The 15,093-nt window shown below is 27.2% G+C and carries 28 protein-coding genes; 17 read left to right on the forward strand and 11 right to left on the reverse strand.

Going from position 1 to position 15,093, the window contains the following annotated elements:
* Positions 1-18: 18 nt before the first annotated feature.
* The gene (locus tag HA143_RS05510) at positions 19-411 is read right to left on the reverse strand and encodes a hypothetical protein (RefSeq protein ID WP_209083972.1); all 393 of its coding nucleotides are present in this window, start codon (positions 409-411) and stop codon (positions 19-21) included.
* 165 nt (positions 412-576) lie between these two features.
* Between HA143_RS05510 and dusB the strand changes: the two genes are divergently transcribed.
* Together dusB and HA143_RS05520 are read left to right on the forward strand one after the other, a co-directional pair.
* The gene (gene dusB, locus HA143_RS05515) at positions 577-1,566 is read left to right on the forward strand and encodes a tRNA dihydrouridine synthase DusB (RefSeq protein WP_209083974.1); all 990 of its coding nucleotides are present in this window, start codon (positions 577-579) and stop codon (positions 1,564-1,566) included.
* Positions 1,567-1,602: 36 nt separating this feature from the next.
* Positions 1,603-1,857, forward strand: a complete 255-nt coding sequence (locus HA143_RS05520) for a DUF2470 domain-containing protein (RefSeq protein WP_209083976.1) — start codon at positions 1,603-1,605, stop codon at positions 1,855-1,857.
* A gap of 18 nt (positions 1,858-1,875) precedes the next feature.
* On the opposite strand, the gene HA143_RS05525 is transcribed toward HA143_RS05520, so the two are convergent.
* Both HA143_RS05525 and HA143_RS05530 read right to left on the reverse strand, forming a co-directional pair.
* Entirely contained in the window at positions 1,876-2,040 is a 165-nt protein-coding gene (locus tag HA143_RS05525; RefSeq protein WP_209083983.1) for a translation initiation factor IF-2 N-terminal domain-containing protein, read from the reverse strand.
* A gap of 44 nt (positions 2,041-2,084) precedes the next feature.
* Entirely contained in the window at positions 2,085-2,324 is a 240-nt protein-coding gene (locus HA143_RS05530; protein ID WP_209083985.1) for a hypothetical protein, read from the reverse strand.
* A gap of 444 nt (positions 2,325-2,768) precedes the next feature.
* Here HA143_RS05530 and HA143_RS05535 point away from each other — a divergent pair, with 444 nt between their 5' ends.
* From HA143_RS05535 to HA143_RS05545, 4 genes are read left to right on the forward strand one after another with little or no spacing between them, the layout of a single operon-like run.
* A complete protein-coding gene (locus HA143_RS05535) occupies positions 2,769-3,188 on the forward strand; it encodes an acyl-CoA thioesterase (RefSeq protein ID WP_209083987.1) in 420 nt (139 codons plus the stop codon).
* A gap of 42 nt (positions 3,189-3,230) precedes the next feature.
* Entirely contained in the window at positions 3,231-3,428 is a 198-nt protein-coding gene (locus tag HA143_RS09885) for a hypothetical protein (RefSeq protein ID WP_306822618.1), read from the forward strand.
* 40 nt (positions 3,429-3,468) lie between these two features.
* Positions 3,469-3,720: a hypothetical protein gene (locus tag HA143_RS05540; RefSeq protein WP_011818540.1), complete on the forward strand. Its 252-nt coding sequence runs from the start codon at positions 3,469-3,471 to the stop codon at positions 3,718-3,720.
* A 19-nt stretch (positions 3,721-3,739) separates the two neighbouring features.
* A complete protein-coding gene (locus HA143_RS05545) occupies positions 3,740-4,609 on the forward strand; it encodes a restriction endonuclease (protein ID WP_209083989.1) in 870 nt (289 codons plus the stop codon).
* Between the two features lie 5 nt (positions 4,610-4,614).
* Here the strand turns inward: HA143_RS05545 and HA143_RS05550 are convergent, their stop codons facing one another.
* Positions 4,615-5,019 (reverse strand): MAPEG family protein, encoded by a 405-nt coding sequence (locus HA143_RS05550; protein WP_209083991.1) that lies wholly within the window; start codon positions 5,017-5,019, stop codon positions 4,615-4,617.
* A gap of 1,095 nt (positions 5,020-6,114) precedes the next feature.
* Entirely contained in the window at positions 6,115-6,240 is a 126-nt protein-coding gene (locus HA143_RS09820; RefSeq protein ID WP_257469943.1) for a hypothetical protein, read from the reverse strand.
* A gap of 78 nt (positions 6,241-6,318) precedes the next feature.
* Between HA143_RS09820 and HA143_RS05560 the strand changes: the two genes are divergently transcribed.
* Complete coding sequence (locus HA143_RS05560; RefSeq protein ID WP_209083993.1) at positions 6,319-6,603, forward strand: DUF1330 domain-containing protein; 285 nt, start codon at positions 6,319-6,321, stop codon at positions 6,601-6,603.
* A gap of 137 nt (positions 6,604-6,740) precedes the next feature.
* Entirely contained in the window at positions 6,741-6,920 is a 180-nt protein-coding gene (locus HA143_RS05565; protein ID WP_011863071.1) for a hypothetical protein, read from the forward strand.
* Between the two features lie 4 nt (positions 6,921-6,924).
* Here the strand turns inward: HA143_RS05565 and HA143_RS05570 are convergent, their stop codons facing one another.
* The 3 genes from HA143_RS05570 to HA143_RS05575 form a co-directional block, all read right to left on the reverse strand.
* Positions 6,925-7,104, reverse strand: a complete 180-nt coding sequence (locus tag HA143_RS05570; RefSeq protein WP_209083995.1) for a hypothetical protein — start codon at positions 7,102-7,104, stop codon at positions 6,925-6,927.
* 85 nt (positions 7,105-7,189) lie between these two features.
* The gene (locus HA143_RS09825) at positions 7,190-7,324 is read right to left on the reverse strand and encodes a hypothetical protein (RefSeq protein WP_257469944.1); all 135 of its coding nucleotides are present in this window, start codon (positions 7,322-7,324) and stop codon (positions 7,190-7,192) included.
* Between the two features lie 168 nt (positions 7,325-7,492).
* Positions 7,493-7,672, reverse strand: coding sequence for a hypothetical protein (locus tag HA143_RS05575; protein WP_209083997.1), 180 nt, complete (start codon positions 7,670-7,672; stop codon positions 7,493-7,495).
* Positions 7,673-7,910: 238 nt separating this feature from the next.
* Here HA143_RS05575 and HA143_RS05580 point away from each other — a divergent pair, with 238 nt between their 5' ends.
* The 3 genes from HA143_RS05580 to HA143_RS05590 all read left to right on the forward strand — a co-directional run bounded on the left by HA143_RS05580 (position 7,911) and on the right by HA143_RS05590 (position 9,397).
* Positions 7,911-8,093, forward strand: a complete 183-nt coding sequence (locus tag HA143_RS05580; protein ID WP_209084007.1) for a Nif11 family protein — start codon at positions 7,911-7,913, stop codon at positions 8,091-8,093.
* 85 nt (positions 8,094-8,178) lie between these two features.
* The gene (locus tag HA143_RS05585; RefSeq protein ID WP_209084009.1) at positions 8,179-8,949 is read left to right on the forward strand and encodes a pilus assembly protein; all 771 of its coding nucleotides are present in this window, start codon (positions 8,179-8,181) and stop codon (positions 8,947-8,949) included.
* Between the two features lie 133 nt (positions 8,950-9,082).
* The gene (locus tag HA143_RS05590) at positions 9,083-9,397 is read left to right on the forward strand and encodes a hypothetical protein (protein ID WP_209084029.1); all 315 of its coding nucleotides are present in this window, start codon (positions 9,083-9,085) and stop codon (positions 9,395-9,397) included.
* 275 nt (positions 9,398-9,672) lie between these two features.
* Here HA143_RS05590 and HA143_RS05595 read toward each other — a convergent pair whose 3' ends face one another.
* The gene (locus HA143_RS05595; RefSeq protein WP_209084031.1) at positions 9,673-10,047 is read right to left on the reverse strand and encodes a hypothetical protein; all 375 of its coding nucleotides are present in this window, start codon (positions 10,045-10,047) and stop codon (positions 9,673-9,675) included.
* A gap of 178 nt (positions 10,048-10,225) precedes the next feature.
* Between HA143_RS05595 and HA143_RS05600 the strand changes: the two genes are divergently transcribed.
* From HA143_RS05600 to HA143_RS05610, 3 genes are all read left to right on the forward strand, one after another.
* Positions 10,226-10,432 carry a hypothetical protein gene (locus HA143_RS05600; RefSeq protein WP_209084033.1) on the forward strand — a complete coding sequence of 69 codons (207 nt, stop codon included), beginning with the start codon at positions 10,226-10,228 and terminating at the stop codon, positions 10,430-10,432.
* A gap of 281 nt (positions 10,433-10,713) precedes the next feature.
* The gene (locus HA143_RS05605) at positions 10,714-10,956 is read left to right on the forward strand and encodes a hypothetical protein (RefSeq protein ID WP_209084035.1); all 243 of its coding nucleotides are present in this window, start codon (positions 10,714-10,716) and stop codon (positions 10,954-10,956) included.
* Positions 10,957-11,085: 129 nt separating this feature from the next.
* Entirely contained in the window at positions 11,086-11,490 is a 405-nt protein-coding gene (locus HA143_RS05610; RefSeq protein WP_209084037.1) for an OsmC family protein, read from the forward strand.
* Between the two features lie 643 nt (positions 11,491-12,133).
* Here the strand turns inward: HA143_RS05610 and HA143_RS05615 are convergent.
* Positions 12,134-12,517, reverse strand: a complete 384-nt coding sequence (locus HA143_RS05615) for a DUF1499 domain-containing protein (protein ID WP_209084039.1) — start codon at positions 12,515-12,517, stop codon at positions 12,134-12,136.
* A gap of 854 nt (positions 12,518-13,371) precedes the next feature.
* Between HA143_RS05615 and HA143_RS05620 the strand changes: the two genes are divergently transcribed.
* Together HA143_RS05620 and HA143_RS05625 are read left to right on the forward strand one after the other, a co-directional pair.
* On the forward strand, positions 13,372-13,620 hold the full coding sequence (locus tag HA143_RS05620) for a hypothetical protein (protein WP_011376589.1): 249 nt from the start codon (positions 13,372-13,374) through the stop codon (positions 13,618-13,620).
* Between the two features lie 83 nt (positions 13,621-13,703).
* Positions 13,704-13,850: a hypothetical protein gene (locus HA143_RS05625; protein ID WP_011863089.1), complete on the forward strand. Its 147-nt coding sequence runs from the start codon at positions 13,704-13,706 to the stop codon at positions 13,848-13,850.
* Here the strand turns inward: HA143_RS05625 and HA143_RS05630 are convergent, their stop codons facing one another.
* Positions 13,851-14,636 carry a metal ABC transporter permease gene (locus tag HA143_RS05630; RefSeq protein ID WP_209084041.1) on the reverse strand — a complete coding sequence of 262 codons (786 nt, stop codon included), beginning with the start codon at positions 14,634-14,636 and terminating at the stop codon, positions 13,851-13,853. It abuts the gene before it with no gap.
* A 17-nt stretch (positions 14,637-14,653) separates the two neighbouring features.
* Between HA143_RS05630 and HA143_RS05635 the strand changes: the two genes are divergently transcribed.
* The gene (locus HA143_RS05635; RefSeq protein ID WP_209084043.1) at positions 14,654-15,088 is read left to right on the forward strand and encodes a Fur family transcriptional regulator; all 435 of its coding nucleotides are present in this window, start codon (positions 14,654-14,656) and stop codon (positions 15,086-15,088) included.
* The last annotated feature ends 5 nt before the right edge of the window (positions 15,089-15,093 follow it).

Consider the following 15,093-nt stretch of genomic DNA (forward strand, 5'->3'; position numbering starts at 1 on the left):
ACACACTAAATATTAAATCTAATTATTCTCAAAATTTGGTAAATAAAGCTCCCTATTTGATGCAATTACACCCTCTTCTTTAAAAAAAATTTCTAGTTCTTTTAAATCATTTATATCTATAAATTCTCCACAGTTTTCTAATATATTATTATGAGTAAATTCCCACAAGTTATCCAAATATTCATCATCGTCAGGAAAAGCTACGAATTTTAAATATGTATTATTTAAAGCATATTCACTAGCAAATTCAGCATCTAATCCTTCCCTTTTAGCATCACAAAATACTTTAGCAAATCTCTTGCCAACTGAAGTTTGAGCACTTGATAAATCTAAATTATCTTGGATCGCTTTTACATTTATTGGAGCAATAAAAATAATTATTGGAAGAAGAATAGATATGATAATAAACAAGAACTAATTCCCTTAAAAATTTCAACTTTAAATAAAGTAGCAAAAAAAGTAATGAATTAGCGACATTTAAGTAAAATCACTTATTAAAAAACTAAACACATAAAAATAACATCAAATACATATAGGAATTTATAATATATAAAAATTAAATACATTTAAGATCATATGTCGTCAAATATAAAGATAAAAGGAAGAGGTGTTACAAGGATAATTAAAAGTAAGGTAATGCTATCACCTTTAGCAGGAGTTACAGATAATGTTTTTAGGAGACTTGTTCGTAAATGGGCTCCTAACTCTTTACTCTTTACAGAAATGATTAATGCCACAAGCCTTAAAAAAGGATTTGGGACTCAAAAAATTAATCAACTTGAGTTAGAAGAAGGTCCAGTAGGAGTACAAATTTTTGACAATAGACCATATGCTGTTTCTGAAGCAGCGAAACAAGCAGAAGACTTTGGAGCTTTTTTAATAGATATAAATATGGGATGTCCCGTAAAAAAAATTGCAAAGAAAGGGGGAGGAAGTGCTTTAATTAAAGACCGTAAACTCGCTATAGAATTAGTAACAAAAGTCGTAAAGGCTGTTAAAGTTCCAGTAACAGTAAAAACACGACTCGGATGGGATAGTAAAGAAGAAAATATAGAGGATTTTTTATTAAAGCTCCAAGATGCAGGAGCAACAATGATTACATTGCATGGAAGAACTAGAAAGCAGGGATTTTCAGGAAAGTCCGATTGGGAGATGATCGGGAGACTAAAAAAATTATTGGGAATTCCAGTAATTGCTAATGGAGATATCAAAAATCCAGAAGATGCCCTTAATTGTTTAAAAAAAACAAATGCTGATGGTGTAATGATAGGACGAGGAATTTTAGGATCACCATGGAAAATAGGTGAAATAGATTATGCTATTAGAGAAATTAAAGATTTTAAAGAACCAAACGCAAAACAAAAATTATGCTTAATTATTGAACATCTTGAAGAATTAATAAAAGAAAAAGGAGATCATGGATTGTTAATAGCCAGGAAACATATTTCCTGGACTTGCAAAGATTTTAAAGGTGCTTCAAATTTACGAAACAGTTTGGTTAGAGCTGTTGATGAAAATGAAGTTAAAAATTTAATAAATAAAATGATTAAAACATTGAATAATTAAAAAAATACATTAGCTTAAAATCAATTTATTATCCATATGAAAATAATTAGTCAAGAAACAAGTAAAAGAGTTTGTGATCATATGAACAATGATCATCTTGATTCCATTCACAAATATCTTATTCATTATGGGAAGATTTCAAGCTTTGAGAATGCTTACATGGAAGAAATTAATAACAGTTATATAAAAATCAATTACGATGGAAAGTCATCAATTATAAATTTTAAAAATGAAATATCTGAAGAAGAAATTCATTCAACTTTAGTATCAATGCTTAAAGAGATTAAATAAAAATAAATAAGAAAATATCTAATTATTATTTTCATAATAATCAGTAATCTTTTTACACTCCTCAAATGAAAGCATGCTTAATCTAGAAGATGCTTTAAATTTTAAAATTGAACAAACAGCAATTAAATCAGCGATATCAACATTAAGAGCTTCAGAAAGCTCTATTACTCTTAGACCTTTCATTAATAAGAAAAAAATCTTCTTCTACATTATAAATATCATTGAAATTAATGAGCTGCATTCTTCCCTAAACCTGCTATGAAGGGAAATGTTTGTTCATCACCAAATATATCTTCTGTGGAGGAATTAGAAAAATTAGTTTTTTTATTCTTATCAGGCTGAGTTTCCTCTATTTCCCTAGAAATATTATCTTTAATATTATTTCCAGTTTCTTTTGCTATTGAATTGTGCGTATTAGAAAATATTGAAAAAACTAAGATACATAAAAATAAAATAATTCTTTTCATAAAAACAATTTATTTAATACTATTTTCTTATTCCAATAAAGTTATTTGGAAGAAATTAATTATTTCAAAACAAATCTCAATAAATCAAAGTTAAAAAATATTCATCTTCCTAACTTATTTCTATTTTTAAATCTAATAAAAAAATAAAGACCTAGTAACAAAAGAATTGGTATGGAGTACTTATTCAGAAATACATAAACTATATAGACGAAAAATGGAAATAAGCATGCCCGCTTGAAATTCAACTTTTGATCCTTAGACATTTTTCTCCAATTTAAATATTCTTCCCATTGAAAAATCTTTTTCATTTTTCTAGCACTATTACTACGATTAAACATGAAATTATAAATATAGTTTTGATGATTCTTATATTAATAAAGAATATTAATCTACAATATCAATAATATCTTTTTTCATGGAATAAAAATATTTTTTAATCAGAAAATGAACTCAAAGCCAGTTTGGAAAATAGAAAAAATTGTTTTACCTCAACATGCTGACCACGCAGGAGTAATGTGGCACGGTACATATTTTAATTGGCTTGAAGAAAGCCGAATAAATGCACTTTTAGAAGTTGGTATAAATTATTTTGAACTAACTAAAAAAGGCTTAGATTTACCTTTAATAAATACTGCAATAAAATATAAAACACCATTATTTCTTGGTGAAAAAATAATAATTGAGAGCGAATTCAATATTGGGAAAAGTCCCAAGGTTAATGTAATTTCAAAATTTCTTAACACCAAAAATCAAACCTTGACAATTGCTGAAGTCAATTTAGTTTTAATAAATAAAGTGAATTTTTCTATAATAAGAAAAAGACCAGATTTCTTGTCGGAAGCATTTATTAAACTTAACGGATAAACATATTATCCTTTAATTGAAACATTTATTTAATTTTTGATTATGAATATATTTCACATTATTGACTCTTATCAATATGAAATGGAATCAAGATATCAAGAAAAATCAATGCTTACAAACCTTTTTACAGAACACAAATTCATAGGATGGTTAGGCCTGTTTATAATTTTTTTTTCCATCTTTGCAATTTTTGTATTTCAATTTCTTGAGTGGGAAAGTAATGACAATAAGAAAAGTTAAGAAAATTTATTGCTTATAATTCAATTGAATAATTAAAAAAATGGCAATCTACTTAAAAATAACTAACCCCACAGAGGTTGTAAAAAAAAAGACATCAAAATGGTTGACAGATATTACACCTGAAAGGATTGATAGGAAATTGGTAGAAGATGAAGTAATCAAAGGTATTATTGAGCAATTAACTTTAGAAGGAATTAAAGGAGAAATATCAGCAATTAATGGTTTTGAAGTAAATGAATCTTCAGTAATTACAAAAAATAATTTTGTTATCAGAAAAACAAAAACTTTTTAGACCGAAAAAAAATACTTTTATGAATAATATTTTTATTTTAATTATTTTAATTATTTTTTTTATTTTTGTAATTATAAGGGATTATCAAATTAAAAAAAGAAGGTTTAAATTAAATAATGCCTTAAATTCAAATTTCTTTATTCAAACAATTAATAATTTAATAGAAGAAAACAAATATAATTTGTTAGAGGAAAGGATTAGATTAAGGGAAATAGATGCTTACGGTAATGAGGATTATAAAAAATGGATTGGCAATCCACCTCTTGATGAAAAAGCCATAGAGAAAAATATATTAAATGGATCCAAGCGATTTAAAGAAGGCATCCCATACTTTTGGGAAAAAGTAATTTTAAAAAAATTTGGAAGTATGGAATTATTTTTCCAAAAGTGGAGATCTTATTGTGATGAGAATCCTACTATTGATGATGAGATAATTGGATCCATTAGAAATCTTGAAAATGAAGATTGGTTTGTATTCATAGCAAGTCAAATTGAGAAATCATGCTTAAACCTAATAGAAAATGATTACCCAAAAGTAATTAACGAAAGCTATAAAAAAGGTATTAAATTTGAAAATTATTGCATGCAAATTCTCAAACAACATGGCTGGGAAGTTAAAGAAACTCCTAATACTGGAGATCAAGGGGTTGACTTAATTGCATCAATCAATGATTTGAGAATATGTATTCAATGCAAAGATCATGAAAAAGCTATTGGAAATAAAGCAGTGCAGGAAATTTCAGCTGGTAAATTATTTTGGAAAGGTACGCACGCAATAATAGTCTCAAAATCTGGCTTTACAAAGTCTGCCCATCAACTAGCAAAATCAAATAAAGTAAAATTAATCAACGAATATCAATTGAAAGATTTAGAAAAGTTTATTGTTTGAATACTTTATATCAATTGTGTTAAGCCCTCTTTGTAAAGCAAAAGTGTTGTAAAAATTCCTGAGGCCCACATTAAACCTCTAGCTGTTGGGATATTAAATACATAGGCACCAATATATAAAATACGGAAAATAGGATGAATCAATGATGCAATTATTGCAATATTAGAGTCAGTTAAAGTAATCAAACAAAGAAGGCATGCCGGAGCATGTAAGGAAATACTTTCCCAACAATTTTGATGACACCAAACAGCTCTTTTACCAAAAGAAGGTAATTCGTCGAATAAAGCCCTTGGAGCAGACATATTTTCAACAGAATAGCCTGCTTTAACTCTTCCTATAGTTAATGGAATAATAGATAACAAAACAACACCGACTGATAGACAAAGGCTCCAAGCAAAAGCTACATGCATATGATTTAAATAATATTATTAGCATAATAATTGCAACTAATTATCGTGATAAATGAAAAATCATTACCATAGATAAAACTTCGCAAAAAATGCTGTAATTTATATTAAAAAAAATCATTTATGGATATTTCAAAGATAGTTTTAATTTTTGGCATAAGTTTACTAATATATTTTGCTTTTCTGTTTTTAGGATTTTTTCTTAAGAATAAAAATTTAAAGGCGCAGATTCTAAAAAAAGAAGAATAGATTATTAATGCCACCAAAATTTACTATTTTTCTCAATATTTTTATATCTTTTTGGATATATTTCATGGAAATAAAATTTGATCCTAATAATAATATGGGATATTTGAAATTTAATAAAACAGTTGGTGATATATGAAAAAATTTTATAAATTTCTTAAAAGTTTTCTATTTATATCATTTTGGCTTATTTTATCCTCATTTTTAACCCAATATTGGAATACCTTTCATTGGGAATACATTTACTTAAACTTCAGAATTATATTTGATAAAGAATTTTGGTTTGTTGTAGAAAAAATTCTTTTAGGATTTGATATTGGTTACTGGTTAGAAGAAGCACTAAAATTCTTAAGCTATGAAATACCTAAAGAATCTTTTAAATATTTTCCAATTTATTTCGTTTTAAAGTCTATTTGGATAAAGAATTAATTTAAATTTTTAAAAGATTTTTAAAAATTACTTAAGATTCTTGAATAAAGTCGTTTATTTTATTTTTCTTAAGACAAATAAATTGCCTTTATCACTTCTTCAGATTCTAAGCCTATTACTTAAAAAAGTTATCTCTAACAACCCTAATTGTTCATTATTTATTTCTTTAATAGCCTTTATTTTTTCTTCCAAATTCAGGACAAATAACACCAGCATGTTTAAATCTAACCCCAATATTATTTTCATTTATGTAATAAAGTCTTAATAAAATACCATTACCAGTAATTGGTTTTATTCCTCTCGGTTGAAGTAAATTAAGACCATTTAAATTAAAGGGATCTAGAATTTGAAGATTATCAATAAAAGGAGAATATTTTAAAAACGGTCTATTAGAACTACTCCACCTAGCCTCCCAGACACCCTTTACATCACTTCTATCTTTACAAATGAAAAGTTATGATCAATTCCAAGTTGTTCTAGAATAGATTGAATCTTCTCTGAATTTAGAGATTTAAGAAGTAAATTTAATAAATAATCTTCGAATTCCATTTAACAAACACTGAGTAAAAGGCTAAGGATAAATACTCACCTCCATATGCTATATTCTACTCAGAATGTGTTGATTCGATGACAAAGAGCTATTGGCTAAAGAAAATTTCAATTCCAAATGCTGATTTATTCCTGGAATACATTAGAACAGTTTTGCCTTGGATCAAATCCGTGGGAGGAGTGATAGTAAAAAGAGATTTGATACAAGAATCAGCCTCAAATGAATGGGACGGAGGGCAGCTAGGATTAGTAATAGAATTCGAATCAAAATTTGCTGCTAAAAAAGCATTTTATTCTGAAGTATTTCAAAAATATCTACAGTCCAGAGATTTAATGGAACTTGTTACTATAAGTACTCTTTAAAAGAGTCAAAGAATATTGACCGCAGACAAGCTTATCATAAGTATTTATTACTATTAAAGTATTTTTGTAATATTTATAACTTCACCACCAATAGGATATTTTACAAAATTTGAATGTAAAAGCAATTGGTTAATAAAATGAACTATTCAACAGAAAAAGATGATTATTTGATGACAACTCCATATACAAAAAAAATTCAGCAAAAATTTGAAAAGGTTAAGTCATTTTTAGAGCAAAATGGATTTAATCCTTCATCAGAGAGCTTAATGCAAGATATAGTTAGTTCAGAAGAATATATTGCCAAAAATGGTTTATAGAAAATCAAAAGATATTTAGAGTCCTTAAGTAATAAAAACCGCCTATTAAAAAAGGTAATAATATTCCAATAAATAATAAAAAAGATTTTCTTGATTCGCCTTTTGATATGGGATTAATTTCTGGTTCTATTGCAAAACCATTCTGTCTGCCACCGCTTTCGGTTGTATAACCTTTTTTATTCATATGAAAAATAATCTACGCAGATTATCTCATGTAAAAAGTTATTTAAAAAAATCTTTTACATTTAGAATTATACTAATTTCTAAATCTAACAATTAATTTCGATCTGAGATTTCAATTTGGCAGCTTTTTTTAAAAGCCCTACAACTTCCTTACGGCCAGTAGCAAATTCAACCTTAGTTAGTAGCTCACTATATTTCTTTGAGATTTCTCTATGTTTCATTTTTAGTATTAACTTCATTAAATTATAAAGTTAATAAAAATATTTTTTGTATAAAAGATATCAAAATGAAGTTCTAATACCTTTACCTATTTAAACCAACCTTTTTTCTTAGTTTAATTTCTTCTTTAATAACTTCTTATTTTCTCAAAATAATCCCTTTTTTTATAACTATTTGTAGTAATTCACTAAGTCGATAATTAATATAGCTAGTAATGAAAAACCTAAAATTAAGGGTAAATAAGGATATTTATTTAAAATTTTATTTAGCTGATTTTTTGATGTTTTTTTCTCCTTTTTCTTTTCTCTAGGTGGTAAGCCTAACTCTTCCCTTCTCTTAGCTTCTCCCATAATTTTTTAATCTATTTAAGACTATTTTATACATCTAGTAAAAGAAATGTATTGTTCTAGATTTGAATTATTAACGACTAATTTAGTAAATATTTTGTATATATTTAGAATATATACAAAAATAACATGATAGAAGTTGTTTGGTCAGTAAATATAATGATTGCAATTCTGATTATTGGTATTGCCTGGGTTCTTTACTACATATTCACTTATGATCAAAAATTTAGTTCCTAGATAAATGTCAGATAAAGATCTAAGTAATTTTCTAAAAAAAATAGAGCAACTTAATCAAATTGCTGAGCTAATAAAAAATAATCCTAGTAAAAAGTTGTCCCTTTCAAAATGCAAAAATCATGATGAAGTAATTAAATTAACCTCTGAATGGGGTTTTGATATTGGTAAAAGGTGGGGAGAATATTAATTGATTTTATTATCAGCATTATTAAAATTGCCATCAACATCAAATTAAATTACTAGGATTAATTAGCATTTCTTGTACTGGAATTATGAAAGAAATTGGAGAAATTAAGTCAAATATATATAAAATAGCTGCTGTTACAGATAGGGGGCAAAGATTAAATAAATTAATTTCTCCTATGTATGAGGAAAAAGTCAATGAAATGGATCAATTGATTGATGATCTTAAAAACCTTAGTTTCGAAATATCAGAAAAATCATTATCTGGAGAGTGGGAATTGATTTTTTCTAATGTTGAATTATTTCGAAGTTCTCCTTTCTTCCTTGCTATTGAAAAGGCATTAAATGATGAATTTAAAAGTAATCTTTTTTTTAAATTACATCAATTGCAAGTAGGATCCTTTGGAATATCTACTATTGGGAGAATTGCTCAAAAGATTGATTTTGATAAAAAAGAATTTATATCTACTTTTGACACTACAATATTTGGGCTCACAACAATTCCTATCTTAGGTTGGTTCAAACTTTTACCTACCTTTGGAGGAAGAGTAATAACCCTAGCAAGTGATTTAGCTTTAAAAAATAATTCACTTGATATGAACTTACAAAAGACAAAAGTTTCCAAAGTTGATGGACTTAATAAGATTCCATTCATTAGTGGATTACTTATGGATAGATGGTATCCAGTTAAAGATGTATGGAATAAATTACCTTGGAATAAAGAACCACCAAATTGCAAGGTATTAATTGTATATTTAGACGAAGAAATGAGAATTATGCAGGATATGTATGGCTCTATTTTTATTTATATAAGGCCTTCAATTTCTTTATTGAATCCAAATAGATTATCTAATAATTAATTGAAGGCTGACTAATATTCTTAGTAATTTTCAGAAGAAATATATTAAAAATATTATTTTAAAGATTTATTAATAAAGACATGTCGCGTATCAAATACAAATAGGTTATGTTCGTAGTGAACAATTTTTTATTATGCTTAGGAATCAAGAAAAAAACTCACTTGTTAGAGGAATTTTTTTAATAGTGGGATGGGGCTTAGGTTTAGACCGATTCTACGAAGGAGATAAAAAAGGTGGTTTTTTATCAATCATAGGTTGGAGTCTCACATTTTTTAGCTTATGCTTTCTTAAATGTTCAGGATATGAATATGTTGATGGAGTAAAAAATTATTCAGAATATTCTCCTAATCCTTTAATAGTATTACCTTTACTTGCTGGAGCATATGGTGGCTTTCTAATAATTAAAAAGGCATTTAGATTAGCAAAACAATTTGAGAATGCTGAATAATACTACAAATAATGAAATTCAAGATAATAAGCCAGTACCTTTCAAAAAAAATTTAAATAAAAGAATTACCAAAAGGTTTATTATTGCTAAGGCTACCAATCCATTTCTGTTCTTAACATCTAACTTCTTAACTAAATTAGAAAGATAAACGACTGGATTTTCAGGCTCTTTATTATCCAAATTTTATTTAAATATTAATTTAGAAGAAAATATCACAGTTTCACTAAAAGAATCAAAATTGTAAAGATGAATATCCAATAAGATAGAAATAATTTCTAATCCATAATTCCTGCATTTCTTAAAAAAGCTTTACCAATATTGCCAATCAAAAGAAATGCAGACAAATTAATTAAAAGAATTATTAATAATGCCAACATTTTGTGGTTTGGATTAGTTGAAATGCCATCAAATCCCTTATTAAGAAATCTTTCAAAAAGTGATTTAGCTTTGTTTAGTTTTTGTTGCGTTGAATCAAGATTAATTTTTTCTTTAGAAGAATCTTGATTACTTGCTTTCTCTAGGAATTCTGTAAAGGCCTTAACATTCTCTTCTTTTTTATTACCCTCAATAAGATCTTTATTATCTTCATTAAGATTGGAGGACGATTCGACTGAATTATTTTCCTCAGGATTAAGATTTGAATCTTCCAAATTAATAGTAAATGCTAGAAGTATATTACACCATAAAAAAAACCACTCGATCAATTGAAAAGAGGGTTAGCTAAGATTAAAGTTCTTTATATAATAGTAATTTATTTTGATAAAATTCGCGGTAGGAGCATTCTGGAGTTTTAAATTAGTTTATAGTCAAGGTTATTTTTAATTACAGATGTTAGATGAGAATACTAAAAAAGCATGTAAAGAGGATCCCTCAATAAGAGAAATTAAAATTAGAAATATAGAACATGCTATTGAACAAGCGGAGTTGATGATAAAAGAATCAAAAATGAACCAAGAAGAATTAATCTTCTTAAAAAGAAAAATATCGGACTCAAGACAGGATCTAGAGATACTTTATTTAATGAAAATTCAATGAATATACATTTATTAATCTTTAAAAAATATTGAATTTTGCAAAGAAAATTAATTTGTATATTTGAAGACTTATAAAGCTTAAAAAGAATGTAATGGTTTGTATAAATATTCTAGTTATGTCTAAAAATAATCTATATATACCTTTAAAGGTTTATCCATACATATTCATTTAAATTACTGCTATTGCAATAACAGCAGCTTCATATGTAATTGCTTAGTTCTATCTGCTATATAAAGTTTTTAGATATTAAATAAATTAAAATATTTGTATTAATTAATAATATGGATAAAGTCAAAATAGCAATTTTTACAATACCAATAATCATATTTTCCATTGTTGGGATTAAAAAATTAATTCATATAAATCAAGTTAATGATTTAAAAAATAAAGAAGAATCATTCTTAAATGAATCTATAGGTGTTTTAAATGAATGCTTCGATCTAGAAAATAAAAATAAAAGAACTCTTAATAAATCAATTGAATTAATTGAGTATTGCTTAGAGGAATATGGGTATAAAAACTGATTTCAAAACTTGAATGATGAATTTCCTTAATACTCCACTAATATGCAAATAAAAAATTTCTAATCAATAATATTGTCATGTTCCATAATTTTTTATTAATAATATTTTCCTAATTTAATTTTTTTTAAAATGACTAAAGTGAAATGTTCTTATTTAGGAAATTTAAACTGTGAGGCTATTCATCTACAATCTGGAAGTCTTATTAGAACGGATGCACCTTTAGATCACTATGGAAAAGGTGAAAGTTTTTCCCCAACCGATTTATTAGCAACATCTCTAGGTACTTGCCTGCTTACAATTATGGCAATCAAAGCTAAATCGAAAGGATTTGATTTGAAAGGTATATATTTAAATATTGAAAAACTAATGACACAAAATAGCGAGAGGAAGATAAAAGAACTAATAATAGATATTTTTATACCAGAGAGCACTTCTAATGAAACTATTGATTTTTTGAAAAAAGCTTCCAAAGAATGTCCAGTTACAAGAAATTTATCTCAAGAAATAGATATTAAAATTTGTTGGCATCATTAATAAATCTCAAACATAGTAAATACAGAAAAAATAATGAAATACTTTATTGGAATAATCATTCTTTTATTTGGAATATATATAATCACAGATTTGGCACTAAAGACTAGGTATAAAAGAAAAAGACTTTCAAAGAAAAAAAATAAATCTTTTTAATTTTATTATTGAATATTAAGGAATAAGATTTAATTTTATAATGACAATTAAGGGTTTAATTTAGTTTTATTTTTTTACTATTTTTTGATCAATCAACCCTATCAGAGGGATCATGAAATTAACATTAATTCCAATAGTACACCATGTATATGTAATAAGAAAAATTATCTTTATATATAAATTAGGAGGTAAGGTTAAAAATATTTTGAAAAACCCTCCAATAAATAATACTAATATTCCAATTTGCAAAAGTCCTTTGAATATCCATTTAAGTCCATTTTTTTTAATGTTTCTATAAAACCAAAAAAAAACAAAACTTGATGATAATAAATATATAATTTTTATGATCATCTTTTTAAATAATTCTAATAAATTTGCCATTATCAAGGCATGATGACAATTATCACTTTTTTATCTGCTAATTTTTTTTTTAAATGGGAAAGTTATACAAAAAACAATAAAAACAAACTTCGATTTATCAATTTTTTTACTAAAACATTTTTGATTTCAATAAATCAACTCTTTTTTGATTTACTCCCAAGTCACTTTCTCCAACTCTTGATTCTGATCTTATTGATAAGATGTTTGATTCAGGTAGAAAAGATACTTCTAAGTCGTCTACATACTTCATCCATTTACTGGTTGCCTCAGCATGAAGATAATCGCCATCAATTTCTACAATCTCAGTTCTTGGAGTGTTTTCGATAAATGCTTTAATCTCTTCAAAAGGTTTCTCAATATTGTTTACCTCCCATTCTTCTCGTACACAATGAGCAATCTCTACACAAGGTTTTAGTTCTACATGTGAGGCAAATGATGAAGAAGGGAATAAAAAGCTTGAACAAACTAAAATCGCTAAAAAAAGTATTTTCATTAACAGAGGATTTTAACAACCCATAATCTAACTAATTAAATTACTAATTTGTAATGACGTATCTCATTATTTTGGAAGAAAGCATATACGTTTTTATATTAAGGATTTAATATGTATTTTCGATAATCCAAAAAAAAAGATCCCTCAAAGAGAGATCTTTCTAAAATTGATTTATATCAAGTGTTTCCTTGTTTCCACTGAAATAAATCAATTCCTCCTACACACAATATCAATATCACACCTAAATTAAAAATATGTAATAACTAATAGACCTCTATCTTAACTGTCACATCGCAAAAAATACAAAAAATACTCAATCATTGCTGTCGAGTACTTTTAAAGTTATCAGAAAAAAGTGTGTGAGGAGTTTCTGATGTATATAATCTACTCCGTAGGTAATTTAAAAGGCTACAGTATAAATTACTAATTATTTAAATCTTTCAGAAAAATTGGCCGTTGATGAAAAAAATAATCATAAACATAAAAAATTCATGAAAAGCATTTACAAAAAAATCATTTTTATTATTTCTGCAATTGCCCTTTTCTCAGTAATAGTGGGTGTTATCAAATATTCGCTTAATTATATTGAAAATAATCCCGAAAAATACTTACCTACACAAAAGTAAGAAAAAATTAAGTATAAATTCACTTCAAAAAATCTATAAAGTGTCTTAGATATGTTATACATAGACAGCTTTAGTCATGAAAATCAAAAATACTTCAGTTCTTAATCAGAATAATATTCATTTAAGTCAATTTAAAAATAAGCATAAATATCAAATACTTGAGTATTACTGGAAGAAAAGAAAGAAAGAATTTGAAAAAAACTTTCAAAATTTTGCTAACCGATAATTATGAATTTTATTTTTTCTTTTTTATTAGCATCTGTGATGTGGGTACAAGTTCCTCAATGGGAAGCTGACTGGTCAAAATGTGCTGTAGATGTTCCGGATTCATCATGCCACTGGTACGTAGCTGCTCCCGATAATACTTTTGGGGAAGGATTTAATTGGGAAAACGCTCCTTGGTTTGATGCTAATGGATTACAGGATGTAGCTAAGATTGAGAAAGAATCTGTAGTAGAAAAACTTCAAAATAACTAAAGTTTCTATTTCATCAATTAACTTTTAAAAGTATTTAAATCTAGTTGCTTAGTGGTTAACTTTTGATTAATTAAAAAATTTTTATGCGTTTCAAAGTAAGTCTCAAAAAAAATGGAAAGGAATTTGATGAAGTTGTTATAGCAAATAATAAAAAAGAGGCTATGGAAGTAGCTTTAAAAAACAATCCAGAAGCTCAAGCTTTAAACTCTGATTGGACATTTAAGATTTAATTAATTGCGAAGCTTAGGAATCAAAAGAGATGCAACACAAATAACACTAATTGCAGGCCCAGGCGAAAGATTAAAGACTATAGAGAGAATAAATCCCAGAAGTGAGATGCATAATCCAAAAAATGAAGACCTCATCATTGCAATTCTTAAACTATGAGCCTTATTTAGCCCTAATAAAGTTGGCGTAGAAAGAAGAGCAATTACAAGAATTACTCCCACAGCTGACATTGAACTAACAATTACTAATGCCGTCGTAAAACTCAAAGCAAGATTTAATAAAGAAACGTTTATACCACTTGCGGATGCACCTTCTGGATCTAATCCAACATAAACTACCTTTTCATATCCAAAAGTCATTAAAAGTATAAATACTAAAAAAGCAATTATTGTTCTAAGTAAATCTCCAAAATTTGCTGTCAATAAATCGCCAAATAATACTGCCTCCAAATCAATCCTTATTCCGAGTAGAGGGATAATAAGGACTCCAAACCCAAGCATTCCGGCTAATATTGTGTTCATTATTGCTTCATAGTTTTCACTCTTTTTATTAGTTAAACTTTCCGCAATTACAGAACCTAAAAGACCACTGATAACCCCACCAATTGAAGGATGAATTCCAAGCGCTAAGGCTAAAGCAAGTCCTGGCAAAACGCAGTGAGAGATTAAATTTACTTGAAGTAATCTCCTATGTGTTATTAATACAGTTCCCATCGCTGGACATAGAATTCCTGAAAAAATAGTTATTATTAAAGGAACAAGCCACCAACTGCTATTAATAAAAGACATTAATCTAACGATTCGGTATGATCAAAAATACGGGACAAAAAAAGATTACGGAAACTATGGTAACTAAGCCTGACATTACCAAAAGACAAGCGCAACTTCTTGAAGAACTTAATAAATGTGATGATGAACTGAGCGGTCAAGAGTTGCATAGACAATTGATTGAAAGCGGAAAAGCTATGGGACTGACAACTGTTTACAGGAATCTTCAAGTTCTTATAAAGCATGGTTTAATACGTTCAAGACATCTCCCAACAGGGGAGGTTCTTTACACTCCCGTAGATAGAGACATTCATCATTTGACATGTGTTCAATGTGGTGAGACATCAAAAATGGAAGGGTGCCCTGTAAAAGATATTCATACACCCAAAACAAATCCAAAGAAATTCCAATTGTTGTTTCATACCCTGGAGTATTTCGGAATTTGCCAGAACTGCTATCAAGCACAAAGTTAAAACTA

The sequence above is a fragment of the Prochlorococcus marinus CUG1415 genome, assembly GCF_017696015.1.
Lineage (GTDB): Bacteria > Cyanobacteriota > Cyanobacteriia > PCC-6307 > Cyanobiaceae > Prochlorococcus_A > Prochlorococcus_A marinus_AE.

Coding starts and splice junctions, on each gene's coding strand:
- HA143_RS05620 (WP_011376589.1), top strand. CDS start 13,372: ATGAATTTTATTTTTTCTTTTTTATTAGCATCTGTGATGTGGGTACAA.
- HA143_RS05520 (WP_209083976.1), top strand. CDS start 1,603: ATGAAAATAATTAGTCAAGAAACAAGTAAAAGAGTTTGTGATCATATG.
- HA143_RS09825 (WP_257469944.1), bottom strand. CDS start 7,324: ATGAAACATAGAGAAATCTCAAAGAAATATAGTGAGCTACTAACTAAG.
- HA143_RS05540 (WP_011818540.1), top strand. CDS start 3,469: ATGGCAATCTACTTAAAAATAACTAACCCCACAGAGGTTGTAAAAAAA.
- HA143_RS09820 (WP_257469943.1), bottom strand. CDS start 6,240: ATGGAATTCGAAGATTATTTATTAAATTTACTTCTTAAATCTCTAAAT.
- HA143_RS05585 (WP_209084009.1), top strand. CDS start 8,179: ATGAAAGAAATTGGAGAAATTAAGTCAAATATATATAAAATAGCTGCT.
- HA143_RS05590 (WP_209084029.1), top strand. CDS start 9,083: ATGCTTAGGAATCAAGAAAAAAACTCACTTGTTAGAGGAATTTTTTTA.
- HA143_RS05625 (WP_011863089.1), top strand. CDS start 13,704: ATGCGTTTCAAAGTAAGTCTCAAAAAAAATGGAAAGGAATTTGATGAA.
- HA143_RS05605 (WP_209084035.1), top strand. CDS start 10,714: ATGGATAAAGTCAAAATAGCAATTTTTACAATACCAATAATCATATTT.
- HA143_RS05580 (WP_209084007.1), top strand. CDS start 7,911: ATGTCAGATAAAGATCTAAGTAATTTTCTAAAAAAAATAGAGCAACTT.
- HA143_RS05575 (WP_209083997.1), bottom strand. CDS start 7,672: ATGGGAGAAGCTAAGAGAAGGGAAGAGTTAGGCTTACCACCTAGAGAA.
- HA143_RS05570 (WP_209083995.1), bottom strand. CDS start 7,104: ATGAATAAAAAAGGTTATACAACCGAAAGCGGTGGCAGACAGAATGGT.
- HA143_RS05550 (WP_209083991.1), bottom strand. CDS start 5,019: ATGCATGTAGCTTTTGCTTGGAGCCTTTGTCTATCAGTCGGTGTTGTT.
- HA143_RS05610 (WP_209084037.1), top strand. CDS start 11,086: ATGACTAAAGTGAAATGTTCTTATTTAGGAAATTTAAACTGTGAGGCT.
- HA143_RS05600 (WP_209084033.1), top strand. CDS start 10,226: ATGTTAGATGAGAATACTAAAAAAGCATGTAAAGAGGATCCCTCAATA.
- HA143_RS05630 (WP_209084041.1), bottom strand. CDS start 14,636: ATGTCTTTTATTAATAGCAGTTGGTGGCTTGTTCCTTTAATAATAACT.
- HA143_RS05530 (WP_209083985.1), bottom strand. CDS start 2,324: ATGAAAAGAATTATTTTATTTTTATGTATCTTAGTTTTTTCAATATTT.
- HA143_RS05635 (WP_209084043.1), top strand. CDS start 14,654: ATGATCAAAAATACGGGACAAAAAAAGATTACGGAAACTATGGTAACT.
- dusB (WP_209083974.1), top strand. CDS start 577: ATGTCGTCAAATATAAAGATAAAAGGAAGAGGTGTTACAAGGATAATT.
- HA143_RS05565 (WP_011863071.1), top strand. CDS start 6,741: ATGAACTATTCAACAGAAAAAGATGATTATTTGATGACAACTCCATAT.
- HA143_RS05525 (WP_209083983.1), bottom strand. CDS start 2,040: ATGAAAGGTCTAAGAGTAATAGAGCTTTCTGAAGCTCTTAATGTTGAT.
- HA143_RS05535 (WP_209083987.1), top strand. CDS start 2,769: ATGAACTCAAAGCCAGTTTGGAAAATAGAAAAAATTGTTTTACCTCAA.
- HA143_RS05615 (WP_209084039.1), bottom strand. CDS start 12,517: ATGAAAATACTTTTTTTAGCGATTTTAGTTTGTTCAAGCTTTTTATTC.
- HA143_RS05560 (WP_209083993.1), top strand. CDS start 6,319: ATGACAAAGAGCTATTGGCTAAAGAAAATTTCAATTCCAAATGCTGAT.
- HA143_RS05545 (WP_209083989.1), top strand. CDS start 3,740: ATGAATAATATTTTTATTTTAATTATTTTAATTATTTTTTTTATTTTT.
- HA143_RS09885 (WP_306822618.1), top strand. CDS start 3,231: ATGAATATATTTCACATTATTGACTCTTATCAATATGAAATGGAATCA.